The following is an 18,976-nucleotide window of genomic DNA, read 5'->3' as shown; positions in this document are numbered from 1 at the left end:
CACTGCGTCTTGCTCGACAATCCAAAAAAAATAAAGAGGCTAGGACTTTTGTCCCAGCCTCTTTATTTTTTTATACACGTTTAATATATCCGAACGTTCCCAGTTGAGAAGGGCCATTTTAAGGGGATTGTGCTACAATGGAAGCAAATAGATAGAATGGAGCAGTGAAATGAAAGCAATTATTACAGTCGTTGGTAAAGACCAAAAAGGAATCGTAGCGGGTGTTGCAACGAAAGTAGCAGAATTAGGACTCAATATCGATGATATCTCTCAAACTGTATTGGATGAATACTTTACCATGATGGCGGTCGTATCGTCAGATGAGAAAAAAGATTTCACACAGCTTCGTTCAGAGTTGGAAGAATTCGGTCAGTCTCTGCATGTGAAAATCAATATCCAAAGCGCAGCGATTTTTGATGCTATGCACAATTTGTAAGATAGGGGTTGAGAATTTATGGACATTAGACAGGTAACAGAAACCATTGCCATGATTGAGGAGCAGAACTTCGATGTTCGGACCATCACCATGGGGATCTCCCTTCTAGATTGTATCGATCCAGATATCGAAAAGGCGGCAGAAAAAGTCTACAATAAGATTGTGACAAAGGCCAAGGACTTAGTGGCTGTTGGGGATGAGATTGCGGCAGAACTTGGCATTCCAATTGTGAATAAACGGGTTTCAGTCACTCCAATTTCCATTATTGGGGCAGCAACCAATGCGACAGATTATGTACCCTTTGCCAAGGCACTAGATCGTGCGGCCAAAGAAGTTGGGGTCAACTTTATCGGTGGTTTCTCAGCCCTTGTTCAAAAAGGCTACCAAAAAGGGGATGAAATCCTCATTAATTCGATTCCTCGTGCCCTTGCGGAGACAGATTTTGTCTGCTCTTCAGTCAATATTGGATCGACCAAGACGGGGATCAATATGACCGCTGTCCGAGACATGGGCCGTATCATTAAAGAAGCATCCCAAGCAGATCCAATGGGGCCTGGTAAGCTCGTAGTTTTTGCCAATGCAGTAGAAGATAATCCTTTTATGGCGGGTGCCTTCCACGGTGTCGGTGAAGCGGATGTTGTCATCAACGTTGGGGTTTCAGGACCTGGTGTCGTCCAACGGGCGATTGAAAAAGTTCCGGGAGCAAGCTTTGATGTATTGGCTGAAACAGTCAAGAAGACAGCTTTCAAGATTACCCGTGTTGGGCAATTAGTGGGTCAAATGGCTAGTGAACGTCTCGGTGTTGAGTTTGGAATTGTAGACTTGTCTCTCGCGCCAACACCAGCTGTTGGGGATTCGGTTGCCCGTGTCCTTGAAGCCATGGGGCTTGAAGTAGTAGGAACCCATGGAACTACAGCAGCGCTAGCTCTGCTCAATGACCAAGTGAAAAAAGGCGGGATCATGGCTTGTAACCAAGTCGGTGGGTTGTCAGGTGCCTTCATTCCGGTCTCAGAAGATGAAGGGATGATTGCGGCGGTCCAATCAGGTCATATCAACCTGGAAAAATTGGAAGCCATGACAGCCATCTGTTCCGTCGGTCTAGATATGATTGCCATCCCAGCAGATACTCCAGATACAACCATTGCGGCCATGATTGCCGACGAAGCAGCTATCGGGGTGATCAACCAAAAGACAACAGCCGTTCGGATCATTCCTTATGGTAAGGAAGGCGATATGTTAGAGCTCGGTGGACTTCTTGGGTCTGCTCCGGTAATGAAGGTCAACAAAGCTTCGTCAGCTGATTTCATTGCCCGTGGTGGTCAAATTCCAGCTCCGGTTCATAGCTTTAAAAACTAAGAGAAATCTAGTATAATAGTAGAAAATAGAAAAGTCTGTGATGATGAAACTCCAGACTTTTTTCTTGCAAAAGGAGACAAGATGGCTAAAACAAGATTATTTGTGATTCGTCATGGGAGAACCATGTTTAATACCATTGGCCGTGCTCAAGGCTGGTCCGATACACCCTTGACAGCAGAAGGAGAACGAGGGATTCAAGCTCTAGGAATCGGCTTGCGTGAGTCCGGTTTGGAGTTTACTCGAGCTTATTCCAGTGATTCAGGCCGTGCCATTCAGACAATGGGGATCATTCTTGATGAATTGGGCTTGAAAGACCAGATTCCTTATCGCTTTGACAAACGGATCCGCGAGTGGTGTTTTGGTAGCTTTGATGGGGCCTACGGTGGGGAACTCTTTCACGGTGTCGTTCCACGCGTGCTGGATGTAGAAGACTATAAGACTTTGACCTTGGAAGATTTGGCCAATGGCATCTGCCAAGTAGATACAGCGAATTGGGCTGAACCATGGGAAGTCTTGAAAAGCCGAATCCTAGAAGGTTTTGAAGCCATTGCCAAAGAAGTAGAAGAAAATGGTGGAGGCAATGCCTTGGTGGTCAGCCATAGTTGGACCATTCAGACCTTGGTCTGCTTGGTCGAAGGAAAACCAAATCTTAATCTGCCTCTTTCAAACGGTAGTGTTACCCTTGTAGAATACGAAGATGGAGTATTGACGGTTAAGGGGATTGGAGATAGCAGTTACCGTGAGGTCGGTGAAAGCTTGCAAGAATCCTAGTCCGTAATGAAAGGCTGACCCTTTGGTCATGGCCTTTTCTTTTTCTCAAAACTTGTAAGAGCTTTCCTACTTTCTTTTTGCAAAAAATGATATAATGAAAGAGATACATACGGAGGTAATACAATGACAAAAACTAGATTATATATTGCTCGTCATGGAAAAACCATGTTTAATACCATTGGGCGAGCACAGGGCTGGTCAGACACTCCGCTGACAGAAGCAGGAGAGCGTGGGATTCGAGAATTAGGACTTGGTCTCAAGGAAGCTGGGCTTTCTTTTGAAGAGGCTGTTTCGAGTGATTCTGGACGCACCATTCAAACCATGGGAATTATTCTTCAGGAACTTGGTCTGACAGGAAAAATCCCTTATCGTTATGACAAACGAATCCGTGAGTGGTGTTTTGGTAGTTTTGATGGTGCTTATGATGGCGATCTCTTCATGGGAGTTTTACCCCGTGTCTTTAAGGTTGATGATTTTCATCAGTTGAGCCTGATGGAGTTAGCAGAAGGGATCGTCGAAGTGGATACCACTGGATGGGCTGAATCCTGGGGAGCCTTGAGTAGTCGGATCAAAGAAGGTTTTGAAGCCATCGCAAAAGAGCTAGAAGCAGCTGGCGGTGGCAATGCTATTGTGGTCAGCCATGGTATGACGATTACGACCTTGATTTATCTCATCGATCCTAAGGCTGTCGAAGAATTGGTCTTGGACAACGGAAGCGTGACGGTTTTGGCCTATGAAGATGGTGCCTTTCATATTGAAAAGATTGGGGATATGTCCTATCGTAAGGTTGGAGCAAAACTTCTAGAGGGTGGCCATGACGAATAAGTATAGACGCGCACGAAAAAAACGTAAGAAGTGGTGGCCTTACCTATTGAGTTTCTTTCTTCTTGTGGTCCTTGGATCGGGAATTGGTGCTTACTTAGCGAAGCCGAGCTTGTTTTCAGGGCTTCAGTTTTGGAAGGCTAAAAAAACAGCTGTAACGACTCCCTCTTCTTCTAAGAAAAAGGAAGAAAAATCAGATTTACCAGCCGTTTCGACAAAAGACTGGCAGTTGATCTTGGTCAATCGTGACAATGTGAAGCCTGAGCTGAACCCACAATTGACAGATGTGGATGCTATCAAAGTGGATAGTCGGATTGTAGAACCAACTCGTCAATTCTTAGAAGCAGCTCGAAAAATTGCCCCAGAAGAAACCTTGATATCAGGCTATCGAAGTGTGGCCGAACAAACAGAGCTCTATAATGAACGTGTTGCGCAACTAGAGGCTAGTGGTCTTTCGCATGAAGAAGCTGAAAAGCAGGTGCAGACTCAGGTACAGGTCCCTGGTGCTAGTGAACACCAGACGGGACTTGCGATTGATATGAGTGTCGAAGCTGGCCAAAGTGATGAGTTGGGCATGCAGCTGGCTGCCATCGCACCGCAATATGGCTTTGTCCTTCGCTACCCAGATGGGAAGAGCAACATCACGGGTGTGAATTTTGAGAATTGGCATTTCCGTTATGTTGGCGTAGAAAATGCTCAGTATATGGCCAAGCATCAGCTAGTATTGGAAGAATATATTCAGCTATTGAAAAAAGCTGGCAAATAAGAGGAGATTCACTTCTCTAGGTCTTAAGAATGATTTTTAGCACTCTTGAAAAAAGAGTGCTAATTTTTTGGATTTTTCTCTTGACTTTCTTTTGGATGGGTGTATAATAGAATCATAGTTTAGCACTTGAGTGTTTAGAGTGCTAAAAAATGAAAGAGAGGTGAGGTCATGGTTACAGAACGTCAAAATGAGATTCTCAATCTTGTTGTCGATATCTTTACCAAGACCCACGAACCAGTCGGTTCAAAAGCGCTACAAGATGTCATTCAATCCAGTAGTGCGACCATTCGAAACGACATGGCTGCCCTCGAAAAACAAGGCTTACTAGAAAAGGCCCACACTTCGAGTGGCCGAATGCCTAGCCGTGCTGGTTTCCAATATTTTGTTCAGAACTCGCTCGATCTAGAGCTGATTGATGAGCAAGATGTCTACCAAGTGGTGAAAGCCTTTGATTTCGAAGCCTTTAAGTTAGATGATATCTTGGATGCTACGGCCAAGTTGCTAGCCCAGATGACGGGTTACACCGCAGTGATTCAGGATGTTGAACCGACACGTCAGCGCTTGACTGGTTTTGAGATTGTTCCATTGTCCAACCACGATGCCTTAGCGGTGTTGACCTTGGATGAATCAAAGCCTGTCACCGTCCAGTTTGCCATTCCAAAAAATTTCTTAACCAGTGACTTGGAAATTTTCCATCAGCTGGTTCAAGAGCGTTTCATTGGAAATACAGTCTTGGATATCCACTACCGCTTGCGGACAGAGATTCCACAGATTGTACAGCGTTATTTCAAGACGACAGACAATGTGCTGGATCTCTTTGATTACGTCTTCTCGCAACTGTTTCAAGAACTGGTCTTTGTAGAAGGAAAGGTTTCATCCTTAACCTACGCCGATCTTCAGACCTATCAGTTCTTAGATAATCCCCAACACGTAGCCTTGGAGTTACGAGGGGGAATGCCAGAAGACCAAATGACCCAGATCCTGGTTGCAGAATCCCAAGAGAAGGCCTTGAAAAATGTGACGGTCATTAGTCATAAGTTCTTGGTTCCTTATCGTGGGATGGCCCTCATGCATGTGATCGGTCCCGTAGAGATGGATTACAGGCGTGTGATTAGCCTGGTCAATGTCATCGGCCGGGTACTGGTTATGAAGTTGACGGACTACTACCGTTACCTCAACAGCAACCATTATGAAGTAAATTAAGACCAAATGAAAGGGGTGTATGCCTTGACAGAAGATATCAAAAAAGAAGACGTGAAAGAAGAGGAAGTTGCCCAAACAACTGAAGAAGTTGTAGAGGAAAGCAACCAACCTTCTGAGTTAGAAGAAGCACAAGCGCGTGCCGAGGAATTTGAAAACAAATACCTTCGTGCTCATGCAGAAATGCAAAATATTCAGCGCCGTGCCAATGAAGAACGTCAACAATTACAAAAATACCGTAGCCAAGATTTGGCAAAAGCTATCTTACCATCACTGGACAACCTCGAACGTGCCCTTGCCGTCGAAGGGTTGACAGATGATGTGAAGAAGGGCTTGGAAATGGTCCAAGAAAGTTTGGTACATGCTCTGAAAGAAGAAGGAATCGAAGAAATTCCAGCGGACGGAGCCTTTGACCATAACTACCACATGGCCATCCAAACCTTGCCTGCAGATGATGAACATCCAGCAGACACCATCGCACAAGTCTTCCAAAAAGGCTACAAACTCCATGACCGCATCCTGCGCCCAGCCATGGTAGTGGTTTATAACTAAGCTGTCTTGTCCGAAACGACACTAAACTATGAAAGAAAGATTAACATTGGTTCGGCTTTGCCAATAGTGAGCGAAGCGAACCGAAGGCGATACTCTTCGCCGTGGCGGTATCTTCGCAAACTTTGAGACCTTAGGCTCAAAGTTTAGTCAAAGAGATTGACGAAGTCAAGCTCTGACGGCGTCGCCACTTAAGAAGAGTATCAGAAAGAAAAAAAGAGAAAAAATAACAAGGAGAAAAACATATGTCTAAAATTATCGGTATTGACTTAGGTACAACAAACTCAGCAGTAGCAGTTCTTGAAGGAACTGAATCAAAAATCATCGCAAACCCAGAAGGAAACCGTACAACTCCATCTGTTGTGTCATTCAAAAACGGTGAAATCATCGTTGGTGACGCTGCAAAACGTCAAGCAGTTACAAACCCAGATACAGTGATCTCTATCAAATCTAAGATGGGTACTTCTGAAAAGGTTTCTGCCAACGGTAAAGAATACACACCACAAGAAATCTCAGCTATGATTCTTCAATACTTGAAAGGTTATGCTGAAGATTACCTTGGTGAAAAAGTAACCAAAGCTGTTATCACAGTTCCAGCTTACTTCAACGATGCGCAACGTCAAGCAACTAAAGACGCTGGTAAAATCGCTGGTCTTGAAGTAGAACGTATCGTCAACGAACCAACAGCAGCAGCCCTTGCTTACGGTTTGGATAAGACTGATAAAGAAGAAAAAATCTTGGTATTCGACCTTGGTGGTGGTACATTCGACGTATCTATCCTTGAATTGGGTGATGGTGTCTTTGATGTATTGGCAACTGCAGGGGATAACAAACTCGGTGGTGACGACTTTGACCAAAAAATCATCGACCACATGGTTGAAGAATTCAAGAAAGAAAACGGTATCGACTTGTCAACAGACAAGATGGCGCTTCAACGTTTGAAAGACGCAGCTGAAAAAGCGAAGAAAGACCTTTCTGGTGTGACTTCAACTCAAATCAGCTTGCCGTTCATCACTGCAGGAGCTGCTGGACCTCTTCACTTGGAAATGACCTTGACTCGTGCGAAATTCGACGATTTGACTCGTGATCTTGTAGAACGTACAAAAACTCCAGTTCGTCAAGCCCTTTCAGATGCAGGTTTGAGCTTGTCAGATATCGACGAAGTCATCCTTGTCGGTGGTTCAACTCGTATTCCTGCCGTTGTAGAAGCTGTTAAAGCTGAAACTGGTAAAGAACCAAACAAATCAGTGAACCCTGACGAAGTTGTGGCTATGGGTGCTGCGATCCAAGGTGGTGTGATCACTGGTGATGTGAAAGACGTTGTCCTTCTTGACGTAACGCCATTGTCACTTGGTATCGAAACAATGGGTGGAGTCTTCACAAAATTGATCGACCGCAACACTACAATTCCAACTTCTAAATCACAAGTCTTCTCAACTGCAGCAGACAACCAACCAGCCGTTGATATTCACGTTCTTCAAGGTGAACGCCCAATGGCAGCGGATAACAAGACTCTTGGACGCTTCCAATTGACTGATATCCCAGCTGCACCTCGTGGTATCCCACAAATCGAAGTAACATTCGACATCGACAAGAACGGTATCGTGTCTGTTAAAGCCAAAGACCTTGGAACTCAAAAAGAACAAACGATTGTTATCCAATCAAACTCAGGTTTGACAGACGAAGAAATCGATCGCATGATGAAAGACGCAGAAGCAAACGCTGAAGCAGATAAGAAACGTAAAGAAGAAGTTGACCTTCGTAACGAAGTAGACCAAGCTATCTTTGCGACTGAAAAGACTATCAAAGAAACTGAAGGCAAAGGCTTTGATGCAGAACGTGACGCAGCTCAAGCAGGACTTGATGATCTTAAGAAAGCTCAAGAATCAGGTAACCTTGAAGAAATGAAAGCGAAACTTGAAGCCTTGAACGAAAAAGCGCAAGCATTGGCTGTTAAACTCTACGAACAAGCTGCAGCAGCGCAACAAGCTCAAGCAGGAGCAGAAGGCGCACAAGCAACAGGAAATGCAGGCGATGACGTCGTAGACGGAGAGTTTACGGAAAAATAAAATAGTCCAGTGGACTATTTTATCCCGAGCTTGAAAATCGGAGAGCGAGGCGTTAATAATGGATACTCACTCTTGTGATTGTCACTCTACGGCAATCGCTATGGCGCCTTTCCTAAACGCCTAACTAGTAAATGATAAAAAGAAATCCAGAGGTTGCAACCCAGCCTCTGTTTTTCGGTAAAATAGAGGATGTTGCCTATGAAAAAAGTACTTTGTATCATTTATCCTAATTTTTCTCTTTATGAGATAACCGCTTTAACGAGTACTTTAGCTCTGTCTTTTGACGTCACGATTGATTATGCCGCTTCAGATCATTCGATGGTGGTCTCTGAGGATGGCTTGCCCTGTCAACCAACGAAAACACTAGATCAAATCCGTATAGAAGAGTATTCTTGCGTGATTTTGCCAGGAATGGTCAATATAGGACCTGCCCTACAGGATGAGAAATTGATTTCGTTCTTGAGGGATCTTGGTGAGCAAGATATCCTCATTGCAGCCATTTCTTCAGCGCCTCTTTTATTAGCGAAAGCAGGTCTGTTGAAGGACACGAAATTTACAGGTGGAATTTGGCAAAACTTCTTTGACTATTTTGAATTTCTTCCACGTGAAAATTTCCAACCGAAAGTTCTTGTGCAAGATAAACAGATCATTACGGCTATCGGTTTTGCCCATCAAGAGTTTGCAAGAAAAGTGATTCTAAGCTTAGGCTTGGCAGCTAATACAGACAACTATTTTAAAGAACAGAACGAGTATGCTGAAGAGGATTTGATATTTACTTTATCGGACAAAGAGTTTGATCAAGTGAAGCGAAGTATAGAAAATGCCCTCTAAAAATTTATATGAAAATTATAGAAAGGAACAAAGAGTGTTCGTAACTGAACACGGGTTCCAAAGTTTCTAATTCAATATAAAAGAAAGGAACTGAACCCGACCTAAATCGTGGTTTGATTCACAACATCAATAGAAAGGAACAAAGAGCGTTCGGGGAATTGAACTCGAGCGGAAAGCTTGGAAATTAGATAAACCGCCTAAGAAATCAGGATTTCTTGTCGGTTTCCTAAATTTCAGTCGCTTTCTGTTCGCTCTTAGTATCTTGTATGAATAATACTGAATTTTATGACCGTTTGGGCGTTTCAAAGAATGCATCTCAAGATGAGATCAAGAAAGCCTATCGGAAATTATCTAAAAAATATCACCCAGATATCAACAAGGAGCCTGGTGCTGAGGAAAAGTACAAGGAAGTTCAAGAAGCTTATGAGACTTTGAGTGACGAGCAAAAACGGGCTGCTTATGACCAATATGGTGCTGCAGGTGCCAATGGTGGCTTCGGTGGCGGAGCAGGTGGTTTTGGTGGCTTTGATGGTGCTGGTTTTGGTGGCTTTGAAGATATCTTCTCTAGCTTCTTTGGTGGCGGTGCAAGTCGTAATCCAAATGCACCTCGTCAAGGGGATGACCTCCAATACCGCGTCAATCTCAAGTTTGAAGAAGCGATTTTTGGTGCGGAAAAAGAAGTCAAGTACCATCGGGAAGCTAGCTGTCATACCTGTCATGGTTCTGGAGCTAAGCCAGGGACTAGTCCGGTGACCTGTGGACGCTGTCATGGTTCTGGAGTCATCAATGTGGATACGCAAACCCCTCTTGGGATGATGCGCCGTCAAGTGACCTGTGATGTCTGTCATGGTCGTGGTCAAGAAATCAAAGATCCATGTACGACTTGTCGTGGAACAGGTCATGAAAAACAAGCTCATAGCGTGAACGTCAAGATTCCTGCAGGAGTTGAAACGGGTCAACAAATCCGCTTAGCTGGTCAAGGAGAAGCTGGCTTTAACGGTGGACCTTATGGTGACTTGTATGTCGTTGTCAATGTTGAGCCGAGCGATCGCTTTGAACGAGATGGCTCAACCATCTACTACAAGTTAGACTTGAACTTTGTCCAAGCAGCTCTTGGAGATACGGTCCATGTGCCAACTGTTCACGGAGATGTCGATTTGGTCATTCCTGAAGGAACCCAAACCGGTAAGAAATTCCGCCTCCGTGGAAAAGGGGCTCCAAGCTTACGTGGTGGTGCCATGGGAGATCAATATGTATCTGTCAATGTCGTCACCCCAACTGGTTTAAATGACAAGCAAAAAGAAGCCCTTCAAGCCTTTGCGGAAGCAAGTGATTTGAAGGTCAACCCAAAGAAAAAAGGGTTCTTTGACAAGGTCAAAGATGCTTTAGATGATTTATAAGAAAGAACGAGTTTCCTTTTGAGTAAGGAGCTCGTTTTATTTTGGATCGAATCCAAGAACTTCCTCTCCTAATTAAAGAATAATGAGAACCTTCATTGAATTTATTAAGATATCGTGGTAAATTTAAGAAAACGATTACAAAGACAATTTAGGAGGTCCTGATGAAATCACATCAACCACGTTATGCGATTCGCAAGTATGCAGTAGGAGCTGCTTCGGTGCTCATAGGATTTTTTGCTGGTGCTCATGTTGTAGCTGCAGATACGTCGAGCGTTACAGACAGTCCTTCAACGACAGTTCCAACTCAGCCAAGCGAGGGTGAGTCAACGATTTCTCTTAATGAGGAAGCTTCTCAGCCAACAGTAGAAAAACCAACGGCTCCTGCCCCAATCGTCGATCAAAGTCAACCGACACTGCCTGATCGTGAATTGCGGGTATCAGATCTTGACCGTTTGATTCGCGAAGAAGCAAGTTCTGTCGCAGAGTCGGATGTGGCAGCTCAACCAGCGACAGCAACGACGGAAACACCTACTAAAGATCCTGATCAGGAAGAAAAATTAGCCAAGAAAAAGATTGTATCGATCGATGCCGGTCGCAAGTACTTCTCACCAGACCAAATCAAGGAAATCATTGATGAAGCAAGTAAGACGGGTTATACAGACTTGCATCTTCTAGTTGGAAATGATGGTTTGCGCTTTGTGCTGGATGACATGTCTTTGAAAGTGGGAGATACTTCTTATTCTAGCCAAGCCGTGACAGATGCGGTTGAAAAAGGGACGAAGGCTTATTACGATGATCCGAACGGGACAGCCTTGACCCAGGCTCAAATGGATGATATTTTAGCCTACGCCAAATCGAAGAAAGTAGGTGTCATCCCAACCATTAATAGTCCAGGTCACATGGATGCGATTCTGACAGCCATGGAACAATTGGGGATCGAAAACCCTCACTTTAATTACTTTGGCACTAAAAAATCAGCCCGGACAGTTGATTTGGACAACCAAAAAGCCTTAGACTTTACCAAGGCTTTGGTAGACAAGTATGTGGCTTATTTCAGCGGCAAGGCAGACATTTTTAACATCGGTTTGGATGAATATGCCAATGATGCCACAGATGCCCATGGTTGGCAGGTTCTCCAAGCTAGCAAGCATTGGCCAGGTGAAGGCTATCCAGAAAAAGGCTATGAAAAATTCATCCAATATGCCAATGATCTAGCAGCTATTGTGAAAAAACACAAGATGAAACCAATGGCCTTCAATGATGGAATCTACTACAATGGCGATACTTCCTATGGTACTTTTGACAAGGATATCATTGTGTCCTACTGGACAGGTGGCTGGAATGGCTATGATGTCGCTTCTTCAAAACTCTTGTCTGAACTAGGTCATCAGATTCTTAATACCAATGATGCTTGGTATTATGTGCTCGGACGGGACAAGGCTGGATCTGGTTGGTACAACCTTGATCAAGGTCTCGAAGGAATTTCCAAGTCAGCGATTGATGTAGTTCAAAAAAATGATGGAGCTAAGGTACCTTTCATTGGTGGTATGGTAGCTGCCTGGGCAGATACGCCATCCGCAACCTACAAAAAAGACCTTCTCTTTAAGCTCATGCATGCCTTCGCGGACAAGAATGCGGACTACTTTGTTGCAGATCCTGAAGTCGTCGGAAAAGCTCTTTCAGAAGCTCCAACTGATTTGGATCACTATACACCGGAATCTCTAGTAGCCTTTACGGCAGCTAAAAAAGCTTTAGAAGGGGCAGGAGCAGACACGACTCGAGCAGAGGCCAAAACCTTGATCGACCATCTCAAAGCAGCTCAAGATGCTTTGGTGTATACGGAAAGCTATGCGAAAGAAGTTGCAGCAAAAGAAGCAGCGGAAAAACTCGCCATGAAGAAGGTCATCTCGATCGATGCAGGCCGCAAATACTTCTCACTGGATCAGTTGAAACGGATCGTAGATAAGGCCAGTGAGCTGGGTTATTCTGACTTGCACCTCCTTGTCGGAAACGATGGTATGCGCTTCGTCCTCGATGATATGACGGTGGAAGCCAATGGCAAGACTTATGCTAGTGACGATGTGAAAAAGGCCATTTTAGAAGGCACCAAGGCCTATTACGATGATCCAAATGGTCAAGCTTTGACCCAAGCAGAAATGGATGAACTCCATGCTTATGCTACTGCTAAAGGAATCGGCTTGATTGCGGCAGTCAATAGTCCTGGACACATGGATGCCTTGTTAGTGGCCATGGAAAAATTGGGCATTGAAAACCCACAAGCCAGCTTTGATACGGTTTCAAAAACAACCATGGATTTGACCAATGAAGCAGCAGTCAACTTTACCAAAGCCTTGATTGGCAAGTACATGGACTACTTCAAAGACAAGTCTAAGATCTTTAACTACGGAACGGATGAATATGCCAATGACGCTACCAGTGCGCAAGGTTGGTACTACCTCAAGTGGTATGACCTCTATGGTAAGTTTGCGGAGTATTCCAATAGTCTTGCAGCCATGGCGCGTAAAAAAGGCTTGCAACCAATGGCCTTTAACGATGGCTTCTATTATGGAGATGAAGATGATGTTGCCTTTGACAAGGACGTCTTGATTTCATACTGGTCTAAAGGATGGTGGGGTTATAACCTCGCTTCTCCACAGTATTTGGCAGATAAGGGGTATAAATTCCTTAATACCAACGGAGACTGGTACTATGTTTTGGGCCACAAAGGTGATCAAAGTTATCCGCTCGAAAAAGCTATCCAAAATACAGAAACTGTTCCATTTGAACAGTTAGCTTCAACCAAGTACCCTGATGTCAAATTACCGACATCCGGAAGTATGTTGGGAATTTGGGCTGATGAGCCGGCCAATGAATACAAGGAAGAAGAAGTCTTCCAGGTCATGGAAGCTTTTGCCAACCACAACAAGGACTATTTCAAAGCAGACTTCACTGCTCTTAGAAAAGCAGTTGCTACGGTGCCAACAGATCTAGACATTTACACACCAGAATCTCGCGCAGCACTTGCGAAAGTCTTAGATAGCTTGAATTGGAATGTGAGTCGTGCTCATCAAGATCAGGTGGATCAAGAAGTGGCTGCTCTGACTCAAGCTCTTGCGGGGCTCAAGCCAATCACGCAAGTAGGTAGCTTGGCTGAAAATGACGTCAAAGCCCTAGTGGAAGACAAACCAAGTCTTGACATCGTGGAGAAAGAACTTGATTTTGACCTTGTGGAACGCACCGATCCAGATCTCGCTAAAGGAGAACGCAGAGTAATCCAGGCTGGGGTTAAAGGGCAAGGTCTTGACTATGTAGAGGTTTCGGCGCTTGATCAAAGTCGAAAAGTGATCGCTACAGAAGTTGCAACAGAGCCGGTTGCAGAAATTGTTGAAGTCGGTACCAAAGAAGTCGTGATCCCAACAAGCCCTTCAGTAGAAGCACCAGTGAAACCAGATGTGCTTGTAAACAAAGTGGTTCCAGAACCTTCAACGCCTCAAGTGATCTCGAAGGATCAACCAGTAGCACCAGCAAATACCCCAACGCCAATTCCAGTAGCTGTGGAAAAAGAGGTTCGTTCAGAAACAGGAAACTCTAACAAGCAACTCCCAGAAACAGGAGTGGAATCTGCTCTTGGGCTCGCTTTACTAGGAGCGATCTTAGGAGCGGCAGGAATGGACTTGAAAAATAAAAAAAGAGACTGAGACCTAGTAGATTTGTAACAGGTCGAAGTTAAGAGAGTGGGACAGAAATTGGTCATTCGTTAGAATTCGATTTCGTCGTCACACCTCCGCACAGTTGAGTAGGGCTGTAAAAGCTGATGAAACCAGTGTAGTAGAGCTCGCTCAACCACTGCGTCTTGCTCGACAAACCAAAAATAATTGAGAGGCTAGGACTTTTGTCCCAGCCTCTTTTTGTGCTTGCAAAACTGTACCCGGACAGTTTGGTTTTTTCACTCTTGTAACCCCTTCTATATCTTGCTAAAATAGAACCATGACACGATACAAAGCAACCATTTCATATGACGGGACCTTGTTTGCAGGGTTTCAACGCCAACCGCATGCCCGTAGTGTGCAGGAGGAAATCGAGAAGACCTTGACGCGTCTCAATCAAGGAACCCCTGTTACCGTTCATGGAGCGGGGCGAACGGATTCAGGTGTCCATGCTCTTGGGCAGGTGATTCATTTTGATCTCCCCCAAGCGCGGGACGAGGAAAAGCTCCGCTTTGCCCTCGATACCCAAACCCCAGAGGATATTGATTTCATCCGAGTGGAGCAAGTAGCAGATGACTTTCATTCACGCTACAAGAAGCACAGCAAGACCTATGAATTTATCGTGGATTATGGTCGTCCCAAGAACCCCATGATGCGCCACTATGCCACCCACTATCCTTATCCTTTGGATGTGGAAAAGATGCAAGTAGCCATCCAAAAGTTGGAGGGAACCCATGATTTCACCGGTTTCACCGCTTCGGGAACCAGTGTGGAAGATAAGGTTCGTACGATTACAGAGGCTCGCTTGGTTGAGGATGCAGAACATCATCGCCTTGTCTTTACCTTTTCGGGCAATGGCTTTCTCTACAAGCAAATCCGTAATATGGTGGGAACTTTGTTGAAGATTGGAAATGATCGGATGCCGATCGAGCAGATCGATCTGATTTTGGAAAAGAAGGACCGCAATCTTGCAGGTCCTACAGCAGCACCAAATGGCTTATATTTAAAGGAGATCCGTTATGAGTAATGAATTGATTCTAGCTATTTCAGGAAATGATATTTTTAGTGGGGGAGGTCTTCACGCAGACCTTGCAACTTATACGACTAACAAACAGCATGGTTTTGTAGCGGTGACTTGTTTGACCGCTATGACGGAGCACGGTTTTGAAGTGATTCCGGTGGATTCGACGACCTTTGCTCAACAGCTCAACTCCCTCAAAGATGTTCCTTTTTCTGCTATTAAACTCGGTCTTTTGCCAAATGTTGAAGTGGCAGACTTGGCTTTGGACTATGTCAAAGCCCATGCGGAGATTCCTGTGGTACTAGATCCTGTCTTGGTCTGCAAGGAAAGTCATGATGTAGAAGTTTCAGCTCTTCGAGACGAATTGATTAAGTTCTTCCCTTATGTGACCATCATCACGCCAAACTTACCAGAAGCTGAGATCTTGACCCAAAGCAAGATTCAATCGCTCGACGATATGAAGGAGGCAGCGCGCAAACTCCACGAATTAGGAGCAGCGAATGTCGTGGTCAAAGGAGGCAATCGTCTCAATAAAGAAAAGGCCATCGATGTCTTTTATGATGGGACAGACTTCACCGTCATTGAAGAGCCAGTCTTAGAAAAGAACAATACAGGAGCTGGTTGTACCTTTGCGTCGAGCATTTCCAGCCAGTTGGTGCAAGGGAAATCTCCACTTGAAGCTGTTAAAGCCTCTAAAGACTTTGTTTTCCAAGCGATTCAACATTCAGACCAATATGGAGTAGTACAATATGACATCTAATCGAACTCAACTCATTGCCCGCCTCTCTATTTTGACAGCCTTGACAGTTGTACTTGGCTACTATACCAAACTTCCAACTCCGACAGGGATCGTCACCCTGCTAGATCTTGGAGTGTATTTCACAGCCTTCTATTTTGGGCGCAAGGAAGGTGCGATTGTAGGTGGTGTCGGAGCCTTCTTATTGGATCTGATTTCAGGCTATCCTCAGTGGATGTTCTTTAGCCTCCTCTTTCACGGGGGACAAGGCTATTTCGCTGGCTTCAAGGGAAAAGCTCGTTACCTAGGCTTGCTCCTTGCGACAGTCGTCATGGTAGGCGGTTACGCACTAGCTTCCGCTCTCTTTTTAGGCAATGGCTGGGGTGCTGCTATCTCGGACATTCCGAATAATCTCGCTCAGAATTTTGTTGGAATGGCTTTAGGCTATGTGGTCTATTATGCATTTCAAAAGAAAGGAAGCTAATTCATGGATCTGGAGCAACTGAAGAAGGATACAAAAGAAATCTTGGTAGATGTCTTGGCAAAAAGCCGTCTCCGCCAAGGACAGATTCTAGTCCTCGGGATGTCTTCAAGCGAAGTTGCAGGAGGGCAAATTGGAAAGGCCTCCAACATCGATATTGCTGAAGCTATTGTCCAGACCTTACTAGATGAGTTGAATCCAAGAGGGATTTATCTGGCGGTACAAGGATGTGAGCATCTCAATCGCGCCTTGGTGGTCGAAAGAGAATTGGCAGATAAGAAGGAGCTAGAAATCGTCAATGTCCTTCCAAGTCTCCATGCAGGAGGAGCTGGACAACTCGCTGCTTTCAAGTATTTTAAGGATCCTGTTGAAGTGGAATTTATCACAGCCCAAGCCGGGTTAGACATCGGAGATACCTCGGTGGGGATGCACGTCAAACACGTGCAAGTTCCAATTCGCCCTATCTTGCGTGAACTAGGTGGAGCCCATGTCACGGCCCTCGCCAGTCGGCCAAAATTGATCGGTGGCGCCCGTGCTCTTTACCTCGATGATCCCATCCGAAAATCATAATCAGAACTAGCTTTTAAGGGCTAGTTTTTTTGGATGAAAAGAGAGGCAAAAACGTTTTAAAACTTGCAATTTCAAAGTTTTGTGGTAAAATTATAAGGAATGACTATATTATTTTAAGGAGAGACAGAATGTCTGTATCATTTGAAAACAAAGAAACTAACCACGGTGTATTGACTTTCACAATCAGCCAAGAGCAAATCAAACCTGCTTTGGACCGTGTGTTTGAGTCAGTTAAGAAAACTTTGAACGTACCTGGATTCCGTAAAGGTCATATTCCACGTCCAATCTTCAACCAACGTTTTGGTGAAGAAGCTCTTTACCAAGATGCTTTGAACGATCTTCTTCCAGCAGCATATGAAGCAGCTGTTAAAGAAGCTGGAATCGAAGTTGTAGCACAACCAACTTTCGATGTTGTATCTATGGAAAAAGGTCAAGACTGGACATTGACAGCAGCTGTTGTAACAAAACCTGAAGTAAAATTGGGTGCTTACAAAGACCTTGAAGTATCAGTAGAAGTTTCTAAAGAAGTAACAGACGCTGATGTGGATGCTCGTATCGAACGCGAACGCAACAACTTGGCTGAATTGGTTGTTAAAGAAGGTGCTGCAGCAGAAGGTGACACAGTTGTGATCGACTTCGTAGGTTCTATCGACGGTGTTGAATTCGACGGTGGTAAAGGTGATAACTTCTCACTTGGACTTGGTTCAGGTCAATTCATCCCAGGTTTCGAAGACCAATTGGTTGGACACTCTGCTGGTGAAACAGTTGATGTGATCGTAACATTCCCAGAAGACTACCAAGCAGCTGACCTTGCAGGTAAAGAAGCGAAATTCGTGACAACTATCCACGAAGTAAAAGCAAAAGAAGTACCAGCTCTTGACGATGAATTGGCAAAAGACATCGACGAAGAAGTTGAAACTCTTGACGAATTGAAAGAAAAATACCGCAAAGAATTGGCAGCAGCTAAAGAAGAAGCATACAACGATGCAGTAGAAGCAGCAGCAATCGATCTTGCAGTTGAAAACGCTGAAATCGTTGACCTTCCAGAAGAAATGATCCACGAAGAAGTACACCGTTCAATCAACGAGTTCCTTGGAAACATGCAACGTCAAGGTATCTCACCTGAAATGTACTTCCAAATCACTGGAACAACTCAAGAAGATCTTCACAAACAATACGAAGCAGAAGCTGAAAGCCGTACGAAGACAAACCTTGTGGTTGAAGCAGTAGCGAAAGCAGAAGGCTTCGAAGCAACTGAAGAAGAAATCAACGCTGAAATCGAACAATTGGGAGCAGATTACAACATGCCAGTTGAACAAGTTCGCAACCTTCTTTCACCAGAAATGTTGAAACATGACATCACAGTGAAGAAAGCAGTGAACGTGATCACAAGCACAGCAAAAGTAAAATAATTTAGATAAAAAAGAAGAGCCGTGAGGCTCTTCTTTTTTTGATTTCATGGAGAATCCTGGAATTTTCCTTTGACGAAAGGGGAAATTTATCGTACAATAGAGTGTAACGATAAAATGCGTGATAGATTTAGTGGCGAGAAGTTTTCAATCTATCATTGAGGATAGGATGAGGTTTAAGACCGGATCCTTCTCCATTTAGGAAATGAAACATAAGGAGATTTACCCTTGGAATTAGAAGTATTTGCTGGACAAGAAAAAAGTGAACTTTCTATGATTGAAGTGGCGCGTGCGATTTTGGAATTACGCGGACGTGACCATGAAATGTACTTTAGCGATCTTGTAAATGAAATTCAAATTTACCTTGAAAAATCAAACAGCGAGATCCGTGAAGCTCTTCCATTGTTCTACACAGAATTGAATGTAGATGGAAGCTTTATCCCACTTGGAGATAACAAATGGGGTCTTCGTTCATGGTATGCCATCGATGAAGTTGACGAAGAAATCATCGCTCTTGAAGAAACAGACGAAGATGAAACTCCTAAGAAACGGAAGAAAAAACGTGTCAATGCCTTTATGGATGGAGACGAAGATGCGATCGACTACAACGACGACGATCCAGAAGACGAAGAAGTTTACGAAGCAGATCCAGCTCTTTCATATGATGAAGAAAATCCAGACGATGAAAAGAGTGAAGTCGAAGCTTACGATGCTGAAATCAATGAAATCGTACCAGATGATTTGGGTGAGGAAGTTGAATTAAGCGAAGAAGACGACGAAGAAGAGGATTCTGAAGACGAGGAAGAAGAATAAATCATAAGAAGAGGCTGGGACAAAAGTCCTAGCCTCTCA

General features: G+C 44.3%; 17 protein-coding genes. All 17 read left to right on the top strand.

Going from position 1 to position 18,976, the window contains the following annotated elements:
* Positions 1–169: 169 nt before the first annotated feature.
* The 17 genes from HMPREF2918_RS10535 (at position 170) to rpoE (ending at position 18,937) form a co-directional block, all read left to right on the top strand.
* Positions 170–436: an ACT domain-containing protein gene (locus HMPREF2918_RS10535; protein WP_003004214.1), complete on the top strand. Its 267-nt coding sequence runs from the start codon at positions 170–172 to the stop codon at positions 434–436.
* Positions 437–454: 18 nt separating this feature from the next.
* Positions 455–1,792: a PFL family protein gene (locus HMPREF2918_RS10530; RefSeq protein WP_070595600.1), complete on the top strand. Its 1,338-nt coding sequence runs from the start codon at positions 455–457 to the stop codon at positions 1,790–1,792.
* An 81-nt stretch (positions 1,793–1,873) separates the two neighbouring features.
* Complete coding sequence (locus HMPREF2918_RS10525) at positions 1,874–2,563, top strand: histidine phosphatase family protein (RefSeq protein ID WP_070595598.1); 690 nt, start codon at positions 1,874–1,876, stop codon at positions 2,561–2,563.
* Between the two features lie 123 nt (positions 2,564–2,686).
* Entirely contained in the window at positions 2,687–3,388 is a 702-nt protein-coding gene (locus tag HMPREF2918_RS10520; RefSeq protein WP_070595596.1) for a histidine phosphatase family protein, read from the top strand.
* Positions 3,378–4,151 carry a M15 family metallopeptidase gene (locus HMPREF2918_RS10515; protein WP_070587512.1) on the top strand — a complete coding sequence of 258 codons (774 nt, stop codon included), beginning with the start codon at positions 3,378–3,380 and terminating at the stop codon, positions 4,149–4,151. Before HMPREF2918_RS10520 ends, HMPREF2918_RS10515 begins: the two co-directional genes overlap by 11 nt.
* 168 nt (positions 4,152–4,319) lie before the next feature.
* Positions 4,320–5,354 carry a heat-inducible transcriptional repressor HrcA gene (gene hrcA, locus HMPREF2918_RS10510; RefSeq protein WP_003004578.1) on the top strand — a complete coding sequence of 345 codons (1,035 nt, stop codon included), beginning with the start codon at positions 4,320–4,322 and terminating at the stop codon, positions 5,352–5,354.
* 24 nt (positions 5,355–5,378) lie between these two features.
* On the top strand, positions 5,379–5,903 hold the full coding sequence (grpE, locus tag HMPREF2918_RS10505; RefSeq protein WP_301355021.1) for a nucleotide exchange factor GrpE: 525 nt from the start codon (positions 5,379–5,381) through the stop codon (positions 5,901–5,903).
* A 242-nt stretch (positions 5,904–6,145) separates the two neighbouring features.
* A complete protein-coding gene (gene dnaK / locus HMPREF2918_RS10500; RefSeq protein WP_070595594.1) occupies positions 6,146–7,969 on the top strand; it encodes a molecular chaperone DnaK in 1,824 nt (607 codons plus the stop codon).
* Between the two features lie 198 nt (positions 7,970–8,167).
* Positions 8,168–8,800 carry a DJ-1/PfpI family protein gene (locus tag HMPREF2918_RS10495; protein WP_070595592.1) on the top strand — a complete coding sequence of 211 codons (633 nt, stop codon included), beginning with the start codon at positions 8,168–8,170 and terminating at the stop codon, positions 8,798–8,800.
* A 266-nt stretch (positions 8,801–9,066) separates the two neighbouring features.
* Positions 9,067–10,200 (top strand): molecular chaperone DnaJ, encoded by a 1,134-nt coding sequence (gene dnaJ, locus HMPREF2918_RS10490; RefSeq protein ID WP_003004734.1) that lies wholly within the window; start codon positions 9,067–9,069, stop codon positions 10,198–10,200.
* Positions 10,201–10,361: 161 nt separating this feature from the next.
* Complete coding sequence (locus HMPREF2918_RS10485) at positions 10,362–13,898, top strand: family 20 glycosylhydrolase (RefSeq protein WP_070595589.1); 3,537 nt, start codon at positions 10,362–10,364, stop codon at positions 13,896–13,898.
* A gap of 289 nt (positions 13,899–14,187) precedes the next feature.
* Positions 14,188–14,934: a tRNA pseudouridine(38-40) synthase TruA gene (truA, locus tag HMPREF2918_RS10480; protein WP_049491364.1), complete on the top strand. Its 747-nt coding sequence runs from the start codon at positions 14,188–14,190 to the stop codon at positions 14,932–14,934.
* Positions 14,927–15,688, top strand: coding sequence for a bifunctional hydroxymethylpyrimidine kinase/phosphomethylpyrimidine kinase (locus HMPREF2918_RS10475; RefSeq protein ID WP_031576808.1), 762 nt, complete (start codon positions 14,927–14,929; stop codon positions 15,686–15,688). Before truA ends, HMPREF2918_RS10475 begins: the two co-directional genes overlap by 8 nt.
* Positions 15,678–16,148 carry an ECF transporter S component gene (locus HMPREF2918_RS10470; protein ID WP_003010175.1) on the top strand — a complete coding sequence of 157 codons (471 nt, stop codon included), beginning with the start codon at positions 15,678–15,680 and terminating at the stop codon, positions 16,146–16,148. The genes HMPREF2918_RS10475 and HMPREF2918_RS10470 overlap by 11 nt, the downstream gene beginning before the upstream one ends.
* Positions 16,149–16,151: 3 nt before the next feature.
* Positions 16,152–16,715: a TIGR01440 family protein gene (locus HMPREF2918_RS10465; protein ID WP_031576810.1), complete on the top strand. Its 564-nt coding sequence runs from the start codon at positions 16,152–16,154 to the stop codon at positions 16,713–16,715.
* A 128-nt stretch (positions 16,716–16,843) separates the two neighbouring features.
* Positions 16,844–18,127, top strand: a complete 1,284-nt coding sequence (tig, locus tag HMPREF2918_RS10460; protein WP_070595587.1) for a trigger factor — start codon at positions 16,844–16,846, stop codon at positions 18,125–18,127.
* 225 nt (positions 18,128–18,352) lie between these two features.
* Positions 18,353–18,937 (top strand): DNA-directed RNA polymerase subunit delta, encoded by a 585-nt coding sequence (gene rpoE, locus HMPREF2918_RS10455; protein WP_024054894.1) that lies wholly within the window; start codon positions 18,353–18,355, stop codon positions 18,935–18,937.
* The last annotated feature ends 39 nt before the right edge of the window (positions 18,938–18,976 follow it).

This window comes from Streptococcus sp. HMSC065C01 (genome assembly GCF_001813525.1).
Classification (GTDB): Bacteria; Bacillota; Bacilli; order Lactobacillales; family Streptococcaceae; genus Streptococcus; species Streptococcus parasanguinis_V.
This window is presented reverse-complemented; position numbering and strand designations above follow the sequence as displayed.